Annotated in this window: 22 protein-coding genes; 15 read left to right on the forward strand and 7 right to left on the reverse strand. The window is 72.0% G+C overall.

What is annotated here, in order from left to right; genetic code table 11:
• Positions 1-60: 60 nt before the first annotated feature.
• Together AB0F82_RS30735 and AB0F82_RS30740 are read right to left on the reverse strand one after the other, a co-directional pair.
• Entirely contained in the window at positions 61-1,437 is a 1,377-nt protein-coding gene (locus AB0F82_RS30735) for an FAD-binding oxidoreductase (protein ID WP_362633264.1), read from the reverse strand.
• A 69-nt stretch (positions 1,438-1,506) separates the two neighbouring features.
• Entirely contained in the window at positions 1,507-1,806 is a 300-nt protein-coding gene (locus tag AB0F82_RS30740) for a hypothetical protein (RefSeq protein ID WP_356815940.1), read from the reverse strand.
• Positions 1,807-1,961: 155 nt separating this feature from the next.
• Here AB0F82_RS30740 and AB0F82_RS30745 point away from each other — a divergent pair, with 155 nt between their 5' ends.
• From AB0F82_RS30745 to AB0F82_RS30755, 3 genes are all read left to right on the forward strand, one after another.
• Positions 1,962-2,702 carry a PP2C family protein-serine/threonine phosphatase gene (locus AB0F82_RS30745; RefSeq protein WP_356815941.1) on the forward strand — a complete coding sequence of 247 codons (741 nt, stop codon included), beginning with the start codon at positions 1,962-1,964 and terminating at the stop codon, positions 2,700-2,702.
• Between the two features lie 274 nt (positions 2,703-2,976).
• A complete protein-coding gene (locus AB0F82_RS30750) occupies positions 2,977-3,180 on the forward strand; it encodes a cold-shock protein (protein WP_030030412.1) in 204 nt (67 codons plus the stop codon).
• 177 nt (positions 3,181-3,357) lie between these two features.
• Positions 3,358-3,729 carry a hypothetical protein gene (locus AB0F82_RS30755; protein ID WP_362633270.1) on the forward strand — a complete coding sequence of 124 codons (372 nt, stop codon included), beginning with the start codon at positions 3,358-3,360 and terminating at the stop codon, positions 3,727-3,729.
• A 70-nt stretch (positions 3,730-3,799) separates the two neighbouring features.
• Here AB0F82_RS30755 and AB0F82_RS30760 read toward each other — a convergent pair whose 3' ends face one another.
• On the reverse strand, positions 3,800-4,306 hold the full coding sequence (locus AB0F82_RS30760; RefSeq protein WP_356815888.1) for a hypothetical protein: 507 nt from the start codon (positions 4,304-4,306) through the stop codon (positions 3,800-3,802).
• A 657-nt stretch (positions 4,307-4,963) separates the two neighbouring features.
• Between AB0F82_RS30760 and AB0F82_RS30765 the strand changes: the two genes are divergently transcribed.
• Both AB0F82_RS30765 and pucL read left to right on the forward strand, forming a co-directional pair.
• Positions 4,964-6,313: an aspartate aminotransferase family protein gene (locus tag AB0F82_RS30765; protein WP_362633274.1), complete on the forward strand. Its 1,350-nt coding sequence runs from the start codon at positions 4,964-4,966 to the stop codon at positions 6,311-6,313.
• Positions 6,314-6,576: 263 nt separating this feature from the next.
• Positions 6,577-7,494, forward strand: a complete 918-nt coding sequence (gene pucL / locus AB0F82_RS30770; RefSeq protein WP_362633278.1) for a factor-independent urate hydroxylase — start codon at positions 6,577-6,579, stop codon at positions 7,492-7,494.
• Positions 7,495-7,572: 78 nt separating this feature from the next.
• Here pucL and AB0F82_RS30775 read toward each other — a convergent pair whose 3' ends face one another.
• A complete protein-coding gene (locus AB0F82_RS30775; protein ID WP_362633280.1) occupies positions 7,573-8,037 on the reverse strand; it encodes a histidine phosphatase family protein in 465 nt (154 codons plus the stop codon).
• Between the two features lie 185 nt (positions 8,038-8,222).
• Here AB0F82_RS30775 and AB0F82_RS30780 point away from each other — a divergent pair, with 185 nt between their 5' ends.
• From AB0F82_RS30780 to AB0F82_RS30805, 6 genes are all read left to right on the forward strand, one after another.
• Positions 8,223-8,438, forward strand: coding sequence for a CbtB domain-containing protein (locus AB0F82_RS30780; RefSeq protein WP_362633283.1), 216 nt, complete (start codon positions 8,223-8,225; stop codon positions 8,436-8,438).
• A gap of 48 nt (positions 8,439-8,486) precedes the next feature.
• Positions 8,487-9,236, forward strand: a complete 750-nt coding sequence (locus AB0F82_RS30785; RefSeq protein ID WP_362633287.1) for a CbtA family protein — start codon at positions 8,487-8,489, stop codon at positions 9,234-9,236.
• A gap of 21 nt (positions 9,237-9,257) precedes the next feature.
• Positions 9,258-9,500, forward strand: coding sequence for a hypothetical protein (locus AB0F82_RS30790; RefSeq protein ID WP_362633290.1), 243 nt, complete (start codon positions 9,258-9,260; stop codon positions 9,498-9,500).
• A gap of 234 nt (positions 9,501-9,734) precedes the next feature.
• On the forward strand, positions 9,735-10,337 hold the full coding sequence (locus AB0F82_RS30795; RefSeq protein ID WP_362633292.1) for a class F sortase: 603 nt from the start codon (positions 9,735-9,737) through the stop codon (positions 10,335-10,337).
• Between the two features lie 103 nt (positions 10,338-10,440).
• Positions 10,441-10,821: a hypothetical protein gene (locus tag AB0F82_RS30800; RefSeq protein WP_362633295.1), complete on the forward strand. Its 381-nt coding sequence runs from the start codon at positions 10,441-10,443 to the stop codon at positions 10,819-10,821.
• A gap of 57 nt (positions 10,822-10,878) precedes the next feature.
• Complete coding sequence (locus AB0F82_RS30805; RefSeq protein ID WP_362633298.1) at positions 10,879-11,085, forward strand: hypothetical protein; 207 nt, start codon at positions 10,879-10,881, stop codon at positions 11,083-11,085.
• A 93-nt stretch (positions 11,086-11,178) separates the two neighbouring features.
• On the opposite strand, the gene AB0F82_RS30810 is transcribed toward AB0F82_RS30805, so the two are convergent.
• The 3 genes from AB0F82_RS30810 to AB0F82_RS30820 all read right to left on the reverse strand — a co-directional run bounded on the left by AB0F82_RS30810 (position 11,179) and on the right by AB0F82_RS30820 (position 12,635).
• The gene (locus AB0F82_RS30810; protein WP_362633301.1) at positions 11,179-11,583 is read right to left on the reverse strand and encodes a hypothetical protein; all 405 of its coding nucleotides are present in this window, start codon (positions 11,581-11,583) and stop codon (positions 11,179-11,181) included.
• A 66-nt stretch (positions 11,584-11,649) separates the two neighbouring features.
• Entirely contained in the window at positions 11,650-12,048 is a 399-nt protein-coding gene (locus AB0F82_RS30815) for a RidA family protein (RefSeq protein WP_362633304.1), read from the reverse strand.
• Positions 12,049-12,152: 104 nt separating this feature from the next.
• Positions 12,153-12,635, reverse strand: coding sequence for an RrF2 family transcriptional regulator (locus tag AB0F82_RS30820; RefSeq protein ID WP_362633382.1), 483 nt, complete (start codon positions 12,633-12,635; stop codon positions 12,153-12,155).
• Between the two features lie 125 nt (positions 12,636-12,760).
• Here AB0F82_RS30820 and AB0F82_RS30825 point away from each other — a divergent pair, with 125 nt between their 5' ends.
• The 4 genes from AB0F82_RS30825 to AB0F82_RS30840 all read left to right on the forward strand — a co-directional run bounded on the left by AB0F82_RS30825 (position 12,761) and on the right by AB0F82_RS30840 (position 17,673).
• Positions 12,761-13,588 (forward strand): hypothetical protein, encoded by an 828-nt coding sequence (locus tag AB0F82_RS30825; RefSeq protein ID WP_362633307.1) that lies wholly within the window; start codon positions 12,761-12,763, stop codon positions 13,586-13,588.
• Positions 13,589-13,668: 80 nt separating this feature from the next.
• Positions 13,669-15,663, forward strand: a complete 1,995-nt coding sequence (locus AB0F82_RS30830) for an FUSC family protein (protein WP_362633310.1) — start codon at positions 13,669-13,671, stop codon at positions 15,661-15,663.
• 37 nt (positions 15,664-15,700) lie between these two features.
• Positions 15,701-16,402: a hypothetical protein gene (locus tag AB0F82_RS30835; RefSeq protein WP_362633313.1), complete on the forward strand. Its 702-nt coding sequence runs from the start codon at positions 15,701-15,703 to the stop codon at positions 16,400-16,402.
• Positions 16,390-17,673, forward strand: coding sequence for a sensor histidine kinase (locus AB0F82_RS30840; protein ID WP_362633316.1), 1,284 nt, complete (start codon positions 16,390-16,392; stop codon positions 17,671-17,673). Before AB0F82_RS30835 ends, AB0F82_RS30840 begins: the two co-directional genes overlap by 13 nt.
• Positions 17,674-17,694 lie beyond the last annotated feature (21 nt).

Consider the following 17,694-nt stretch of genomic DNA (forward strand, 5'->3'; position numbering starts at 1 on the left):
GGACACATCCCGCATCCGCGCCGATCCGCCCCGCGACCGGCCCCCGGGCCGGGCACCCCGTTAGGCGGCGGGCTGGATGTTCTGGTTCAGGTGGAAGAGGTTGTCCGGGTCGTACGTCCGCTTGACCTCGGCCAGACGGTCGTAGTTGCCCTTGTAGTTGGCCCTGATCCGGCTCTGGTCGTCCTCGGCCATGAAGTTGATGTAGCCGCCCTCCTCCGAGTGCGGTGCGGTGGCCTCGTAGTAGTCGCGGACCCAGGCGATGTTCGCCTCGTTGTCCGCGGGGTCCGGCCACATGCCGGCGATGACGGTGGCGAAGGAGGCGTCGCGGTAGGCGAAGGCCGTCTCCTGCGGTCCCACGCGGTGGCAGGCGCCGTTGATCGGGTAGATGTGGACCGTCGAGTTGACGGCGGGCAGCTTCGGGCCGTGCACCAGGTGCGCCTCGATGGCGGAGTCGCTGAGCTCGGTCACGAAGTTGGCCTTCCAGTAGTGCTGGAGACCGGGCGGCACGAGCGCGTCGAAGGCGCTGTTGAGCGCCGGGTACGGCATGGGGCCGACGTGCTCCGCGACCACCGGGGCGAAGTCGTGGAAGGCCTGGAGGGCCTTCTCGCCTTCGTCGAGCGGCCCGGCCCAGCACGCCACGATCAGGGCGAACGGATCGCCGTGCCGGTCCGCCGGGATGAACGGGAGCGGCGGCGCCAGCTGGAAGGCCGGGAACCCGCCGAGCTGCTCCGGGGCGTCGGCGATGTAGTCGGCGAAGGACCGCAGCACGGTGGCCGCGTCGTCCAGCTCGAAGAGCATCGGGCCGCCGTAGATGTCCTTGACCGGGCTGAGCCGGTACTCGAACGAGGTCACCGCGCCGAAATTCCCGCCGCCGCCGCGAAGGGCCCAGAAGAGGTCGGGATTCTCCTCCTCGCTCGCAACGAGGAGCCGGCCGTCCGCCGTCACCACATCGGCCGAGATCAGGTTGTCGCAGCTCAGGCCCAGTCCGCGGCACAGGTAGCCGATGCCGCCGCCGAGGGTGAGCCCGCCGATGCCGGTGGTGGAGATGATCCCGCCGGTGGTGGCCAGCCCGTAGGCGTAGGTCGCTGCGTTGAGGTCGCCCCAGGTGGCGCCGCCCTCCGCGCGCGCCGTGCGGCGTGCGGCGTCGACCCGTACCCCGCGCATCGCCGACAGGTCGGCGACGACGCCGTCGTCGCAGGTGCCGAAGCCCGGCACGCTGTGGCCTCCGCCGCGGACCGCTAGGTCCAGAGCGTTCTCCCGCGCGAAGTCGACCGCGGCCATGACGTCACCGGCATTGGCACAGCGCACGACGACGGCCGGGCGCCGGTCGATCATGGCGTTGTTGACCGCGCGCGCCTCCTCGTAGACGGCGTCGCCGGGGACGACGACCGCCCCGCGTACCCGTTCCCGCAACTGGTCGATCGCGAGCTTGCCCATGACCATCCCTCCTCGTCCTTCGTACCCCGCTCTCACGCCGCGCCGAGACGCGTGCGCCGGGCGCTGCTCCTACGGCCCCAGATGGCTGAAGCCCACCTCGAAGTGCTCGACCGTGACGACCTGCTGGCCCTCCCGCCGTGCGGTCTCCTCGCGGATCCGGTTCGCGAGTTCCTCGCTGTCCCGCATGCTCCGCTCGTCCTCCCACAGGGTCAGCGACTTCGCCTCCCCGGTGGCCCGGTCGACCAGGTAGAAGACGCCCCGGAAGCCGGGCGCGTCCTGCACCTGCCGGACGATCTCCTCCGAATGCGCGCCCAGGTCTCCCTCCGCGGGGACGGGTGATCCCTGGTAGGTGCTCAGCCTCGCGAACATCAACGGCAGTCCTTCCTGACCGGGCCGCCGTCGGGGGACAGGCAGCTCCACGACCAGCGTGCTCCGGCAGGCCGCGCCGCGCATGCCGGAGCGGCGCGACAATGGTGGCGAGGTACGCGTCTGCCGGTGCCGTTGCGGAGAGGCGGGACGTCGAAGTGACGTACATAGCTGTGACCGCCCTGAGCCATGTCGGGCTGGTCCGCGAGCACAACGAGGACAGCCTCGTCATCGGGCCGTGGACCCTGTGCGGGACGGTGACCCAGAACCCCCAGACGCTGGTGTTCCCCTTCGGCAGACCGCTCGTCGTCGCGGTCGCCGACGGGCTCGGCGGGCAGCCGGCCGGGGAGGTGGCCAGTGAACTCGTGGTGCGCCAGCTGTCCGCGCTCGGCCCCTCCCTGGACTGCGCGGAGGCCGTCGCCGGCGCGCTGGACCTCTGCAACGACGCGGTGTACTCGGCCGCCGACGGCCGGCCGGACCTGACCGCCATGGGGACGACGGTCGCGGGCGCCCTCGTCCTGGCCGAGTCGCTGCTGGCCTTCAACGTCGGCGACAGCAAGGTCTTCCACGCGGCGCGCGACGGCCTGCACCAGGTGAGCGTGGACGACAGCCCGCCCCCGGCGCCCGGGCACCGCACCACCTCCGCCGTCACGCAGGTGCTCGGCGGCAGCCGCGGGCACAGCGCGATCACCCCGCACATCGAGACCTTCCCGCTGGCCGAGGGCGACCGCTACCTGGTGTGCAGCGACGGACTGACCGATCCGGTGCCGGACGGCGCGATCGAGGAGCTGCTGCGGGTGCACGACGACGGCAGGGCGGCGTTCGAGCTGTGGAGGGCCGCGATCGACGCGGGGGGTCCGGACAACATCACGCTCGCGCTGCTCCGCATCGGCGCCTGAGGGGCCGAGGGCGTTCATAAGATTAAAGGAACAGATATCCGATACCGCGACGCGGCAATACCGAAACGGAAAGACTTTCCGGCCGAGACGTTTCCCCTGTGCTACGGTGACGCCAGTTGCGGTTGTGGTCCCCAAAAAGCTTACAAGTGCTCTCACCCGATTTTCCGGTGGGTGCACTTTTCATTTCCGGTTCAGATTTCCGGTCGGGGCAATCATCTCGTCGACGCCGGGTCCGCACAGTGCGGCCCGGGCACTGCCCCAAAGGAGAACGCGCATGGCATCCGGCACCGTGAAGTGGTTCAACGCGGAAAAGGGTTTCGGCTTCATCGAGCAGGAGGGCGGCGGCGCGGACGTCTTCGCCCACTACTCGAACATCGCCACGTCCGGCTTCCGTGAGCTCCAGGAAGGCCAGAAGGTCACCTTCGACGTCACGCAGGGCCAGAAGGGCCCGCAGGCCGAGAACATCGTTCCCGCCTGAAGCTGACGCCTCCGTCGACGCCGGCCCGGGTGCCGGCGTCGACGCGAAAGCGAACGTGCCCGCGGCCAGCACCCCTGCGTGCGGGCCGCGGGCCCGTTTCCCCGCACGTCGGGAATCGGCCGCCGCCGCGCCGGAAGCACCGCCCGGGGCCGGGCCGACTTGCTAGAGTGCCTGCCCATGTCGATCCCTGACGACCTGCTTCGCGACCTCGCCACCATGGTCGAGTCCGAACAGACCAATCAGATGTCCCTGACGGTCGTCGTGAACGGCGCCGTCATCACCGGCCGCCTCGCCCCCGAACGCGTCTGGCGCCAGCGGGTGGCGGAGGTCCTGCGGGACTCCGAGCAGCTCGGCCCGTTCGCCGAAGTGTTCAGCGCCCCCGAAGGCACGGCCGGACAGCCCGGCGGCCCGCCCTCGCACCTGCACTTCCACGTGGCGCGCATCCTCCAGGGCCCGGTGGGCATCCCCGAGACCGGCGGGATGTACCGGATCGCCCTCGACAACGTCAGCGCCTGGACCGTCGGGGACTTCAGCTACTCCGACAAGTAGCCGCCACCCCTGCCCGCACACCGCGGACGGCCCCCGCGCACCCGCGCGGAGGCCGTCCCGGATCAGCCGGCTACTTGCAGGGCGGCACCAGGCGCACGCGGTCGATGATCGCTACACCGTCCTGCTTCAGGATGGCCGTGACCTCGCCGCAGACGTCGTTGACGCGCACCGGGCCCGCGTACTGGCTGAAGGTGCCCTCGTCCGTGCTGCAGACCCGCGGCGTGCCCACGGGACGCGGCTTGGTCTCGCACAGCTTCAGCTTCATGTACTTGGCGGAGCCCAGGTTGTTGTCGAAGACGGCACAGGACGCCGAGGAGCCCTTGCGGTACAGGAAGAGCGTGCCGAAGCGCCGGGAGTCCGGGAGCTGCTCGGCGAAGGTCAGCTCGTAGCCTGCCCCGCACAGATTCGCCGTGGCGGCGGCCGCCGCCGGCTGGGCCTTCGCGACGGCGCGCGTGGCGTCGTCCGCCGCGGCGGAGATCCGGACGCCGCCGGCCGCCGGCGCGGACTCGACGGCCGAGGCCTGCGGGGCCGTCAGGGCGAAGGACGCCAACGCGGCCGCGGCCACGGCCACGCGCATGACGGATTTACTCGAAACGAAAGACATGTTCTCCCCCGGGTCGTATCGACTTGCTTGAATGCACCCACCGCCGATTGCGTCCCCGAAGCGGCTCACGCTAAAGTGACGCTAAAGTGGGTGCACTTCACCCTGATCGGTCACACCAGGCCGAAGCGACGTCCAGTAGATCATCACCAACTGGCCGCATTTCGGGCCTATCAGGCACCCCGCCATAACGAAATGGCAATATCCGAAGGTCACGTCGCGCCATGGCCGCATGGACCCGACTGCGGCACTGCTGATCCTGCTGGCGCTCGAACCCGACGCGTGGTCGCCTCCGAGCTGCTGATCGACGGGATCTGGGCGCAATGACGTCCCGCCGGCCCCGGCCGAGCCCACCAATCTGCGGACCCCACTGGCCAGTTCTGTCGGACGCGACGACGACCTCTCCCACGTCTCCTCGCTCATCGGCACGTTCCCCGACGGTGTCCGGCTGGTGGAGCTCGCCCCGCTGGCGCGGAGACCGCGGAGCGCGAGCGGTGCGCGGGGTCCGCCGCCGATGCCCTGGAGGCCGTACGTGAGCTCGCGCGGGTCGCCTCGGAGGGCTGATCCCGCAGGAGGAGGGGTGCGGGGTGCGACCCCCGCCGTGTCCACATCCTGGACGACTACGCTCGTTTCATGAACGCAGAAGCCGACGCCCTCACGACCGTGAAAGACGCTGACCGGAAGCACGTCTTCCACTCCTGGTCGGCGCAGGAGCTCATCGATCCGCTCGCCGTGGCCGGCGCCGAGGGCTCGTACTTCTGGGACTACCAGGGCAAGCGCTACCTCGACTTCTCCAGCGCCCTCGTCTACACCAACATCGGCTATCAGCACCCCAAGGTCACCGCGGCCATCCAGGAGCAGGCGGCCAAGCTGTGCACCGTCGCGCCCGGCTTCGCCGTCGACGCGCGTTCCGAGGCGGCCCGGCTGATCGCCGAGCGCACCCCGGGCGACCTCGACAAGATCTTCTTCACCAACGCCGGCGCCGAGGCGGTGGAGAACGCCGTCCGCATGGCCCGGCTGCACACCGGGCGCCCCAAGGTGCTGTCCGCCTACCGGTCGTACCACGGCGCCACCTCCGCCGCGATCAACCTGACCGGCGACGCCCGCCGCTTCGGCAACGACTCCGCGACCGCCGGCGTCGTGCACTTCTGGGGGCCCTTCGCCTACCGCTCGCCCTTCTACGCGACGACGGAGGCCGAGGAGTGCGAGCGGGCCCTGCGCCACCTGGAGGACACCATCGTCTTCGAGGGCCCGCAGTCCATCGCCGCGATCATCCTGGAGACCGTCGGCGGCGCCCCCGGCGTGCTCGTGCACCCCGACGGCTACCTGGCCGGGGTGCGCGCGCTCTGCGACCGCTACGGCATCGTCTTCGTCCTCGACGAGATCATGGTCGGCTTCGGACGCACCGGTAAGTGGTTCGCCTCCGAGCACTGGGACGTCACCCCCGACCTGATCTGCTTCGCCAAGGGCGTGACCAGCGGTTACGTGCCGCTCGGCGGCGTGGCCATCTCGGCGGCCATCGCCGAGACCTTCGCCCGCCGGCCCTACCCGGGCGGGCTGACGTACTCCGGGCACGTGCTGGCCTGCGCGGCCGCCGTCGCCACGATCAACGTCATGGAGGAGGAGGGCGTCGTCGAACAGTCCGCGCGCACCGGCGCCGAACTCCTCGGCCCCGGCCTGCGCGCGCTCGCCGAGCGCCACCCCTCGGTCGGTGAGGTCCGCGGCCTCGGCACGTTCTGGGCGCTCGAACTCGTCCGCAGCGGGGAGACGCGCCAGCCGCTGGTCCCGTACAACGCCGCCGGGGCGGACAACGCGCCGATGGCGGAGTTCGCGGCCGCCTGCAAGAAGGGCGGGCTCTGGCCGCTCGTCGCGGGCAACCGGATCCACATCGCCCCGGCGTGCAACATCGCGCCGCAGGACGTGGCGAAGGGGCTGCAGATCCTGGACGAGGCCCTGGCGGTGGCCGACGCGCACACCGTCTGACCTGGGAATCTGTGGGGTCGCCCAATCCGCTGGTGCTGGTGTTCGGAGGATCCGTGCGGTGGTCAACCCGCCGTACACATGCTGCAATCCGTGCAGGCCACGAACGCAAAACAGGCCAAGCACCTACGGACCGGGATGCACGTCAGTCCCGGGGCGGCCCCCTCGGGGCCGAACGGCGGGGAGCGGGGACGACCGCTGGACGCCGGGCGTACGGGATCCAGAAGTACGGACTCCGTGTTCCCGAGTACCCGAAGGAAGACAGCATGAGCAAGCACGTCCTGGCCCAGAACCAGTACGGCAAGGCCGAGAACCGCATCGTGAAGGTCACCCGCAAGGGCAACGACGGCTCCTGGCACGAGATCCGCGACCTCAACGTCTCGGTCGCACTCCGTGGTGAGTTCCGCGATGTCCACCTCACGGGCGACAACGCCAACTGCCTGCCGACCGACACCACCAAGAACACGGTGTACGCCTTCGGCAAGGAGCACGGCATCGAGTCCCCGGAGGCCTTCGGCATCCTGCTCGCCAAGCACTTCGTCTCCTCGCAGCGGCCGATCCGCGAGGCCCAGATCCGCATCGAGGAATTCGCCTGGGAGCGCATCCCGGTGCCCACGCGCAAGGAGCAGCACTCCTTCGTCCTCAAGGGCCAGGAGGTGCGCACCGCGCAGGTCACCTACAGCGAGACGACGGGCCTCCAGGTCATCTCGGGTCTGAAGGACCTCACGGTGATGAACTCGACGAATTCCGAGTTCCACGGGTACATCAAGGACAGGTACACGACGCTCAAGGAGGCGTACGACCGCATCCTGGCGACCAAGGTCACCGCGCGGTGGGCGCACTCGGCGCTGGCCGCCGACGACCCCGGCCACGACTGGGACCAGTCGTACAAGAAGGTCCGCAAGCACATGTTGGAGGCCTTCGCGGAGACGTACTCGTACTCGCTCCAGCAGACCCTGAACCAGATGGCCGAGCGCGTGCTCGACAACTGCCCCAAGGTCAACGAGGTACGGCTCAACCTCCCCAACAAGCACCACTTCCTCGTCGACCTGGAGCCCTTCGGCCTCAAGAACGACAACGAGGTCTACTTCGCGGCGGACCGCATGTACGGCCTGATCGAAGGCACCGTCCACCGTGACGGCGTACAGCCCGTGATCGCGACGTCCGACTGGATCGTGGCGTGACCGGCGCGCACCGGCCGTGAGCCGGGCCCGGACCGCGTCGCGGGGTCCGGGCCCGTTCTCGCGGCCGGGCGTTCCCCGCTAGGCCGCGGGCAGCGCGTCCTGCGGCCGGCCCACGAGGAGGTTCCAGCGCCCGGCCCGCCCGGTCAGGGTGGTCACCGACTCCGGCCGTACGTCGAGGCGCCAGAAGGTCGCCGCCGGGAGCTCCAGGGCGTGCACCACGGCCGCCCGTACGACGGCCTGCTCGACCTCGGCCCGGTGCGTGCCCGGGGCCATGCCGGCCAGTTCCGCCCCGACGCGGGCGATCAGCGCGTCCACGGACTCCCCGCCCGGCGGGGCGTAGCCGGGGTCCGTCAGCCAGGCGTGCAGGGCCTCCGGGGCCTCGGCCGCCACCTCGTCCAGGGTGCGCCCGGCCCACTCTCCCGTGTCCAGACCGCGCAGGCCCCCGTACCCGGGGCACGGCCGCGCGTGACCGAAGCGGCCCTGGCGGGCGGCAGTGTCCAGTGGGGGGCGCACGAGGTGGACGCGCACCGACTGACTCTTCATAAGGGGAGCCTAAGCGCGGTACCGTCACGAACGAGACTCCATGACGACGGGACGCGGAAGCACCGGTGAGAATCCGGCACGGTCGCGCCACTGTGAAACCTCCCGGAGGGGGAGGCAAGTCAGACCCGCCACCGTCGTCGAGCGCACCACTGACCGGGACGCGTGTTCCCTCTGGAGGTTCTGCAATGGCCAACTCCACCGTGCCCACGACGAACGCCCCCGCCATCGCCCCCATCTCGCTCTCCGAGCTCGCCCCCTGGGCGGTGTTCGTCGGCATCCTGATGCTGGTCCTGCTCTACTTCGTCGGCGCCGAGCAGGGCGCCACCGCCGTCTTCGAGGGCGAGACCGTCCACGAGTGGCTGCACGACGGGCGCCACCTGCTCGGGTTCCCCTGCCACTGATCCGCTTCCCCTGCTCACCGACCTCCGTCTCGGCAAGGGAACCGAACCATGAACTCCGCATCCCCCCGCACCCTGCTCGTCCGGGGCATGCTCGCCGGCCTGCTGGCCGGCCTGACAGCCTTCCTCGTCGCGTACCTTCTCGGTGAGTCCGAGGTGGACGCGGCCATCGCCATCGAAGAGGCCGGAGCCGGACACCACCACGGCGGGGAGGCCCCGGTCAGCCGGGCCCTCCAGGCCACGGCCGGTCTCGGGACCGGCGTCGTCCTCTACGGGGTCGCGCTCGGCGGCATCGCCGCGCTCGCCCACTGCTTCGCGCTCGGCCGCATCGGCCGCTTCGGCCCGCGGGCCACGGCGGCACTGGTCACCGCGGGACTGTGGGTCACCCTGACCCTGGTGCCCTTCTTCAAGTACCCCGCCAATCCCCCGGCCGTCGGCGATCCCGACACGGCCGCCCGGCGGACCGCCCTCTACCTCCTGATGATCGTCCTGAGCGCGCTGATGGCGGCGGGCGCGGTGATCCTCGGGCGCCGGCTCGCACCGAAGCTCGGCAACTGGAACGCGTCGGCGGCCGCCGGGGGCGGCTTCGTCGCGGCCATCGGGATCTCTTACGCCGTCCTGCCCGCCGTAAACGAGGTGCCGGCGGACTTCCCGGCCGCGCTCATCTGGGACTTCCGCCTGGCGTCCCTGGCCACCCAGACCACGCTGTGGACGACTTTCGGCCTGGCCTTCGGTTTTCTAGCCGACCGGGCCCTTGTGCCGATCCGCACACCCAAGGAGGCTGTGCAGCCGACGAGTTGACGATGAAAGGGCCGATAGTCCATGGCGACGGCGATCAGGGAATGGCGGGGCTGGACGGGTGCCGCACCCTTCTGGCTGAATTCCTTCCTGCTGCTCCTGGCCCCCTGTTGCGCCGTCACGCTGTTCGGCCAGATCGGCATCATCGCCGCCCTGGCCGCGCTCGGCGGACTGGTCCGCCACCTCTGGTACGGCGACTACGGCCACCCGGCCGTACACCTGGCCGCCGTGGCCATGGGGGCGGGCACGGCGGCCGTCGTCATGTGACCCCGCGGGCCGGGGCCGCGGAGCGCCGCAGGCCCCTCACCCGTTCGGGCGTATCCGCGCCGGACCTGGCGGCCGGCGCCCCGGACCGGCGCCAGCTGCGAAGACTCCCCGATCGTGCGAAGACACGCCCGTGACTCCATGTCAGTCCCTCGTGTTTCACGGTGTGCCGATGGGCAGAGGAAGTGTCCACTGCTCACATGACCCGGCCGCACGAGCCGGACAGGAGGGAATTCCATGCCCCGCGCCAAGTGGGTCGTTACCGCTGGGACGGTGGCTCTGCTGTCCACCACCGTCGTGGTGTTGCAGCGGACCGAGGGTGCCGCCCCGCCCGCAGCCGCGACCACCGACGACGCGCTGCCCTCACGGGCGCTGGGGCTGTCGGGCCACCGCCGCCTCGTACGGGAGCTGGAGCAGTCCGGCGAGAACGACCCCGACGAGGTGACGCGGCCGCGCCGGATCGCAGCCGGTCCATTGAGGACGGTCTCAGGACCGCTGCGGGCCGCCCGGCCGCTGCGGTTGCGCATCCCGAGCCTGGGCGTCGACGTGCCATTCGGCGGCGAGGGTGAGGCGGCCTCCTGGGACTCCGGAGGTCCGGCGCCCGGCGCGGCAGGAACCGCCGTGGTCACCGGAACCGGGCTGGGGCTGGGGGAGTTGCGCCGGGGCCGGACCATCGAGATCCCGCGCGCGGACCACCGTACGGCCGTGTTCACCGTCGTGGAGGTCTCACCCGGCAGGGCGTCCGGGCGCGAGGAACTGCCCGGCCGGCCCCAACTGCGAGTGATCGGCGGCGAGGCCGCCGTGCTGGCCCGGCTGACCGGCCACCGCAGCAGCAGTTGACGCCTGGCGGCCTGTCAGCCGTGTGGTGTGTCTTCGTACCCCGGTCGGGGGCTTCTGGAGGTCCGTCCGGGAGTCGTCCGGCGTGGCGGGGCAGACCCCTCGCATGACCTGGAGGCGACACGGACGCGCGGTCCTGACGAGGGCGCTCACCGCGACCTGCGTCGTGCTGCTGTGCGTGTTCGGTGCCGGTCCGGCCGGTGCGGCCGCCGCGGAGCACCGCCCGGCCTCCTCGGCCCCCGTGGAGCCCGCGGCTCCCGCCGAGCCCACCGAGCCCACGGAGGGCTCCTCCGACCCGGCCGCCGACCCCGAGGCACGCGCGGCCGTACGGACAGCCGCGCGCGGGCTCACCGGCGTACAGCGGACGCCGCTCGGGATGTTTCACGTGAAACAGGGCGATGCCCCGGGGTGCGGGCCCCGCGCGGGAGCGGCGGCCGAACCGGCCCTGTCCCTGCGGACGGTGCGGAGTGTGGTCCTGCGCTGCTGAGCGGACCGAGTCCCCAGCGCATCCCCCCACACCCCCTGAGCACCGTGAGGTTCCGCCATGCCCATCGACCCGTACGCCGCACTGAACGCCATGCTCCGCGCCGAGGTCTCACGCTTCGCGCCACCCGTGCGCCAGACCGAGCCGATCGCTCCGCCGAAGACCCCGGCACCGGCGGTCGACGACGAGGGTGATCCGCAGCAGACCGCGGCCGCGGCCGCGTCGCCGCTCGGCGCGCGGAGCACTGCCGGCGAGTCGGCCGCGTAGGCCCCGGCGGCAGACATGGAGGGGCGCCGGCTCCCCCGCCCCGACCACGGGGGAGGAGCCGGCGCCCCTGAGCGTCCGGCCGTGCGGACCCGCTCAGTCCTCGTGCGTGTAGTAGCGGTAGAAGGCGATGGCGCCGACGCCCACGGCGACCGCCAGGCCGATCACGGCGGACGTCAGGATCGACTCGTCGGTCAGGCTGTGCAGGTAGCCCACCGCGATGCCGCCGAAGGCCCCGTAGGCGGCGGCGTGGACCTCGCGCATCATCCGCGGGCCGATCCTGGCCAGGGCGAACATGATCCCGGCGAAGACCACGCCGCACAGGATCCCGTAGAAGACGTTGGCCACGGTCACCGGGCCTTCCTGGCGGTCGATGAAGGCGCACCAGACGCCGTAGACGAGTCCGAGGAGCAGTGGCCTGACGTAGGCGCCCTTGTCCAGGTGGGTCATGTCCGCCATCTGCCGGTGCCGCCGGGGGGCAGCGGGTGCCGCATGTGCCATGACGGGCTCCTCTCTCCCATCATCCAGGGCACACCCGCCGCCACCCGCCGGCAAGTGGATCAGCGGTCAGGGCGTGCGCACCGCGACGGCGTCGATCTCGAAGAGCATGCCGGGCAGGGCCAGGGCGGCCACCCCGATGAGGGTCTGCGCGGGAAGCTCGGTGCCCCAGGTGGCGCGCAGGTGCCCCAGGAGAACCTCCAGCTTCCGCTGGTCGTGACCGACGACGTAGGTGCCGATCCGGACCACGTCGGCGGGGCAGAGGCCGACGGCGGCAAGGGCGGTGCGAAGGTTGGCGAAGGCGCGCTCCACCTGGTCGGCGAAGTCGTCGGAGACGACGCGGCCGCTCTCGTCGGAGCCGTACTGCCCGGCTATGAAGACCTGTTCGCCGGGGGCGGAGACGATGTGGCTGTAGCCGTAGTCGGTCGGGGTGTGGAGTCCTGCCGGGTTGATGATGCTGCGCGTCATGCCGAGCTCCCTGCTTCCGTGTCCGTGCGGGTTCCTGCGTGCGGATGTCTGCGTGCGGTTTTCCGCGTTCCGTACGTTCTGTGCGTTCTGTGCGTGGCCGTGCGCTACCGCGCGGCGAGCCAGGCGCGCAGCCGCTGCGGGGCCTCGGGGGCCTGCCGTTCGGCCTGCTGCCGGATTTCGTCGAGGTTCTGGGCCGCGAGTGCCTTGCGCCAGGCCACTTCGGCCCGGGTCATGGCGTGCGCGATGGCGCAGTCGGCGGCGTTCGGGCCCTCGGACGCCGGGTCGCCCGCGCCGGGTCCCCGCCTGCGGATCTCCGCGCAGCGGAAGGCCTCTTCGGGCCCCTCGACGGCGGCGACCACGTCCATGAGCGAGACGGCGGCGAGCGGGCGGGCCAGCCGGAAGCCGCCGCGCGGACCCGGGCTGGAGGTGAGGATGCCCGCCCGGGCCAGCGCCTGGAGCTGCTTGTTGAGGTAGGCCGCGGGCAGGTCGTGCCACGCGGCGAGCCGGGCCGCCGACACCGCCCGGTCCGGTCCGCTCCAGGCCAGGTTGACGCAACTGTGCAGCGCCCACTCGACGCCCTCGCTCATCTTCATAATCTGGATATTAGATATCCAGGATTAGGAAGGCAAGCATCCCACGCCGTCGCCGGGCCCACCACCCGCCCGCAGCAACACCGCTCGCGCCCCGGCCCGTCCCCGCTTTCCCTGGTGACGTGCGCACCATCCTGTCGGCGGTACTCATCGTGCTCGTGGCCCTCCTCGTGCCCGCGAGCGCCGTCGCGTACTGGGCCGACCGCGATCTGGGCGACGCCGACCGCTACACCGCTGCCATGTCGCCGCTCGCCGAGAACCCGGCCGTGCAGGAGGTCGTCGTCACCCACACCGCCCGCGCCCTCACCGGGCAGATCGACGCGGGCCCGTTCCAGGAAGGAGTGGACGCCCTGCTCGGCGAGGCGCTGCACTCCTTCGCCGACACCCCCGCCTACCGGACGGCCTGGGACGCGGCCAACCGCGCCGCCCACGCCGCCTTCCGCGACGCGCTCACCACCGGCCACGGCAACGCCGTCACCATCGACCTCGCGCCCGTCGTCGCCCAGATCAAGAGCGAACTGGTCGCCGACGAGGTGCCCTTCGCGGACCGCATCCCGGTGACCCGGCTGTCCGTGGAGGTCATGGAGTACGACAACCTCGGCGCTCTCCGGAAGGGGTTCCGCATGCTCCAGATCGCCGGCGTCTGGCTGCCCGTACTGACCCTGCTCCTGGCCGTGTCGGCCGTCGCGGTCGCCGTCCGCCGGCGGCGCACCGTGATCGCCACCGGCCTGGGACTGGCGGTGGGGGCCGTACTGCTCTGGCTCGCGGTCGAGGTGTGCCGCCGCCTCACGCTGGACGATCTGCCCGCCGACATCGACCGTGCCGCGGCCGGCGCGGTGTACGACGCCCTCACCGCGTTCCTGCGCACCACCGCCTGGGTCGTGCTGCTGATCGGGCTCGCGGCGGCTCTCGCGGCATGGGTGACGGGACGGCTGCGCCACACCCCATAAGCTCGGAAGGTACAACACGCGCAGAACGGCGCAGAAGAGCCCAGAAGAACCGATTCGCGAGCGGCGGCACGAAAGCGGGAATGAGCACCGAACGCACCGAACACATATCGTCGCGGCGCCCCCGGCACCACCCGCTGGCTCCGCCCGCCTGGCTGCTCGAAGGGTTGAAGCCGACCACCGCTCCCGTCCCCTGGGCCGCCGCAGCACGAGCGGCGGTCGCGCTGTCCGTCCCGCTCGCCGTCGGCTTCGCACTCAACGAGCCCGAGTACGGCGCGCTCGCCTCCATGGGAGCCCTCTCCGGGGTCATCGGCGACACCGCCGACGCCTACCGGATGCGCGTCCTCAACATCGCCGTCCCGCAGTTCTTCGGCGCCGTCGGCGTGGCCCTCGGCACCCTCGTCTACGGCCACGGCTGGGTGGCCGTCGGCGCGCTCACCCTCATCGCCCTGGTTTCCGGGATGATCTCCTCCATCGGCACGGTCGCCTCCGTGTCCGGACTGCTGCTCCTGCTCAACGCCGTGGTCGGCGCCGGGCTCCCGATGCCGCAACCCTGGTGGACGGCCCCACTGCTGCTGGTCGCGGGCGGACTCTTCGTCCTCGCCCTGACCCTGCTGGGATGGCCGCTGCGCGGCCGCCGGCCCGAACGGGCGGCGGTCGCCGCCACCTACCGGGCCCTGGCGGACACCCTGGAAGCCGCCGGCGGCCCCGGCGACCTCTACGACGAACAGCGCCGCCGGGTCACCCAGGAACTCAACCAGGCCTATGACCTGATCCTGGGCCGCCGGGCCCGGGTGCACGGCCGCAGCCAGTCGCTCGTCCGCATGCTCGCCCAGCTCAACGTGGTGATCCCGCTGGTGGAGGCCGCGCCGGCGGCCCACCTGCGCGGCCGGCCGCTGCCCCCCGAGATCCCCGCGGCCGTACGGGAGCTCGCGACGGCCGTCGAGGAGGGCCGCACCGAGGCGCCCGTACTGGACCTGCCTCCCGCCCGCACCCCCGCCGAACGGGCCCTCGACGCGGCTCTGCGGCACGCCGCGACCGTCGTGCACCTCGCCGAACCGGACACGTACAACGTGGACGACCGCCTCGGCCGGCCCGCCGCGCTGCGCGTGCGCGCCCGCCGGGCGGTGCGCGACATGATGATGTCCGGGACTTCCTGGCGCTACGGGCTGCGGCTCGCGCTGTGCGTGGGCCTCGCCCAGTCCCTCGTGTCGGTGGTCGAGATCGAGCGGTCCTACTGGGTCGCGCTGACCGTCACCTTCGTCCTCAAACCGGACTTCGGCTCGGTGTTCTCCCGGGCCCTGCTGCGCGCGCTCGGCACCGCGGTCGGGCTGGTCGTCGCCGCCGCCGTGCTCGCCGAGGTACCCCGCGGCTGGTGGGACGTGCCGGTGATGATGGTTCTCGGCGCGCTGATCCCCGTCTTCTCCGCCAAGGGGTACGCCTTCCAGACCGCCGCGATCACCCCGGTGGTCCTGCTGCTCTCGGACCTGCTCAACCACCAGGGCTTCGACCTGATCCGCCCCCGGCTGCTCGACAGCCTGATCGGCTGCGCCATCACCCTGATCGCCGGCTACCTGCTGTGGCCCGAGAGCTGGCACACCCGGATCGGGGACCGGCTCGCCGACACCGTGGACGACGCCGCCCGCTACGTGGAACGGGCCTTCGCGCCGGCCGCGGACGACGCGGCGCTCGCGGCAGCGCGAACCGGCCGCCTCCAGGCCCGGCGGCGGCTCTACCGCGACCTGTCGGGCGTCCGCAGTGAGTTCCAGCGGGCGCTGACCGAGCCGCCGCCGACCGGCACCCGGGCCGCCGCCTGGTGGCCGCTGGTCGTCGCCGTCGAACGGATCGTGGACGCGGTCACCGCCGCCCGGGTCCGCGTCAACCACGGCGCCCCGCCCCCGGCCGCCGACGAGGTGGCGGGGATCGCCCGGCAGCTGCGGGACCTGGCCGTCCGCGTACGCAGCAGCACCACCCCGGTACGGGTCGAGGGCGAACCGGAGGGCGAGGAGTCGGGCGTCCTGGCACCCGTCCACCAGGAACTCGCGGCGGCCCGCGCCATCACCCAGCCGGAGCGCTGACCGGGCCGGACCGGACCGTACGGGGGAGCATCGGAGCATGTACCGCGCCCCGGCCGTCCTGGTCCTCGCCCTGGCCCTGGCGGGGTGCGCCGATGTGGAAGGGCTCCAGAGCGAGGGCGATCTGGGCACGGTGCACGCCCCGCAGAGCCTGTGGAAGGACCTCCGTCCCGACCCGCCCGAAATGGCCCAGAAGCCGGGCACGGCCTCCGTCGTCCCGGGCCTGCCCAAGGTGCCCGACCTGCGCCTGCGCGGCGTGAACCCGGTGAGCGTCGTGCGCGCCGACGTCACCTCCGCCACGGAACAGGACGGCGGTACGGGCCGGCTCGTCGACCCCCGGGCCGTCCAGCGCCTCGCGCTCTGCACACAGGCTGTGGACGGCGGTCCCGACTGCCCGGTGCGCTCCGCGGTCTACCACGACCTGACGGGCAACGGCCGCGAGGAGCTGATCACCGCTCTGGACCTCGACGGCCGCCTCAGCGAGCTGCGCGTCTACACCGTCCAGGACGACGGGCGGATCGCCCGGGTCCTGTCCCGGCGGGCGGTGCTGGAGGGCGTGGAGGTGGCCGCGGAACACCTGGCCGTCCGCGAACCGACGTCGAACCCCGCCTACTTCGCCGTCTCGGACTACGTGTGGGACCCCAAGGCCGGGATCATGAACCTCAGCCAGCTCACGCTGGACGACTGCGCGTCCCTCACCAGCGTCCCGCTCAGCCCGGACGCGCGGCGATGCACGCGCTGAGCAGCCTGCGCTGGAAGATCGCGCTGACCACCACGGCGGTGTGCTGCATGGTCGCCGCCGCACTCGGGATCCTGGTGCACAACGTCGTCGCCCGGCAGATCGTCGGCGAGGTCCGCAAGGAGGCGGACTCGGCCCTGGAACACGCCCTCAGCCACTACGAGTACGGCACCACGCACGGCGACGTGAACATCGTCCTCGCCCCGCCCCAGCTGCCCCGCCCGCTGCGCGACCTGGTCGCCCGCGGAGACACCGGCAGCATGGTCGGCGCCTTCGACGGCAAGCCCGTCATGTGGGCCGCCGCCCCCGCCGACCAGCAGGCCCTCGCCGTCTGGATCCCGTTCGAGGGCACCCGCAACCGGCTGCGGGACATCGACACCGCGATCCTCGCCTCCGCCGCGCTGGCCGCCGGTGTGGTGGCGCTGGCCGGCCTCTTCCTCGCCGACCGGATCAGCCGGCGCCTCGCGACCACAGCCGCCGTGGCCCGCCGGATCAGCGCCGGGGACCTCGACGCGCGGGTGGGCTTCCCCTCCCGCGCGGACGAGCGGCGACAGGGCCGCCGCTCCCGGGACCGGGACGAGGTACGGGACGTGGCGCAGGCACTGGACCTGATGGCCGGGTCGCTCCAGGAACGGCTGGAGGCAGAGAAACGCTTCACGGCGGACGTGGCGCACGAGCTGCGCACGCCGCTCACCGGGTCACTGGCCGCGGCAGCGCTGCTGCCGGAGGGCCGCCCCAAGGAGATGATCAACGACCGGCTGAAGGCCCTGCACCTGCTCACCGAGGACCTGTTGGAGATCTCCCGGTTGGAATCGGGCGTGGAGCGGGCCGACCTCGCCCTGGTGGAACTGGGCCGGGCGGTGCAACGGGCCGTCGCCGGAGCCGGGCCCGCCGTCTCGGTACGGGTGATCCGTGACGCGGCGGTGCTCACCGACCGGCGGCGCCTCGACCGGATCCTGACGAACCTGCTGGCCAACGCCCACAAACACGGCAGGCCGCCGATCGAGGTGACCGTGGAGGGCCCGGTGGTGACGGTTCGCGACCACGGGCCCGGCTACCCGCCCGAACTGATCGAACAGGGGCCGCAGCGCTTCCGCACCGGAGACCCCGGACGCGGGCGGGGCCACGGACTGGGGCTGACGATCGTGGTGGGACAGGCGGCGGTACTGGGGATCGCGCTGAGCTTCGCCAACGCCCCGGACGGGGGTGCGCTGACGACGCTCAGGCTTCCCGTCGGGCGGCTGCCGGACGGGCGGCCGCCGGACGGAAACTGACGCGCCGGGCAGGCCTTCCGC

Origin of the sequence: Streptomyces virginiae, assembly GCF_040638905.1 — a bacterium.
In the GTDB taxonomy this organism is placed as follows: Bacteria; Actinomycetota; Actinomycetes; order Streptomycetales; family Streptomycetaceae; genus Streptomyces; species Streptomyces virginiae_B.

Excerpts from the sequence above, each read along its gene's own strand:
- AB0F82_RS30785 (WP_362633287.1), top strand. The coding sequence starts at position 8,487 with ATGAACTCCGCATCCCCCCGCACCCTGCTCGTCCGGGGCATGCTCGCC.
- AB0F82_RS30760 (WP_356815888.1), bottom strand. The coding sequence starts at position 4,306 with ATGCGCGTGGCCGTGGCCGCGGCCGCGTTGGCGTCCTTCGCCCTGACG.
- AB0F82_RS30775 (WP_362633280.1), bottom strand. The coding sequence starts at position 8,037 with ATGAAGAGTCAGTCGGTGCGCGTCCACCTCGTGCGCCCCCCACTGGAC.
- AB0F82_RS30790 (WP_362633290.1), top strand. The coding sequence starts at position 9,258 with ATGGCGACGGCGATCAGGGAATGGCGGGGCTGGACGGGTGCCGCACCC.
- AB0F82_RS30810 (WP_362633301.1), bottom strand. The coding sequence starts at position 11,583 with ATGGCACATGCGGCACCCGCTGCCCCCCGGCGGCACCGGCAGATGGCG.
- AB0F82_RS30795 (WP_362633292.1), top strand. The coding sequence starts at position 9,735 with ATGCCCCGCGCCAAGTGGGTCGTTACCGCTGGGACGGTGGCTCTGCTG.
- AB0F82_RS30840 (WP_362633316.1), top strand. The coding sequence starts at position 16,390 with ATGCACGCGCTGAGCAGCCTGCGCTGGAAGATCGCGCTGACCACCACG.
- AB0F82_RS30735 (WP_362633264.1), bottom strand. The coding sequence starts at position 1,437 with ATGGGCAAGCTCGCGATCGACCAGTTGCGGGAACGGGTACGCGGGGCG.
- AB0F82_RS30805 (WP_362633298.1), top strand. The coding sequence starts at position 10,879 with ATGCCCATCGACCCGTACGCCGCACTGAACGCCATGCTCCGCGCCGAG.
- pucL (WP_362633278.1), top strand. The coding sequence starts at position 6,577 with ATGAGCAAGCACGTCCTGGCCCAGAACCAGTACGGCAAGGCCGAGAAC.
- AB0F82_RS30830 (WP_362633310.1), top strand. The coding sequence starts at position 13,669 with ATGAGCACCGAACGCACCGAACACATATCGTCGCGGCGCCCCCGGCAC.
- AB0F82_RS30755 (WP_362633270.1), top strand. The coding sequence starts at position 3,358 with ATGTCGATCCCTGACGACCTGCTTCGCGACCTCGCCACCATGGTCGAG.
- AB0F82_RS30740 (WP_356815940.1), bottom strand. The coding sequence starts at position 1,806 with ATGTTCGCGAGGCTGAGCACCTACCAGGGATCACCCGTCCCCGCGGAG.
- AB0F82_RS30765 (WP_362633274.1), top strand. The coding sequence starts at position 4,964 with ATGAACGCAGAAGCCGACGCCCTCACGACCGTGAAAGACGCTGACCGG.
- AB0F82_RS30750 (WP_030030412.1), top strand. The coding sequence starts at position 2,977 with ATGGCATCCGGCACCGTGAAGTGGTTCAACGCGGAAAAGGGTTTCGGC.
- AB0F82_RS30815 (WP_362633304.1), bottom strand. The coding sequence starts at position 12,048 with ATGACGCGCAGCATCATCAACCCGGCAGGACTCCACACCCCGACCGAC.
- AB0F82_RS30820 (WP_362633382.1), bottom strand. The coding sequence starts at position 12,635 with ATGAGCGAGGGCGTCGAGTGGGCGCTGCACAGTTGCGTCAACCTGGCC.
- AB0F82_RS30800 (WP_362633295.1), top strand. The coding sequence starts at position 10,441 with ATGACCTGGAGGCGACACGGACGCGCGGTCCTGACGAGGGCGCTCACC.
- AB0F82_RS30835 (WP_362633313.1), top strand. The coding sequence starts at position 15,701 with ATGTACCGCGCCCCGGCCGTCCTGGTCCTCGCCCTGGCCCTGGCGGGG.
- AB0F82_RS30780 (WP_362633283.1), top strand. The coding sequence starts at position 8,223 with ATGGCCAACTCCACCGTGCCCACGACGAACGCCCCCGCCATCGCCCCC.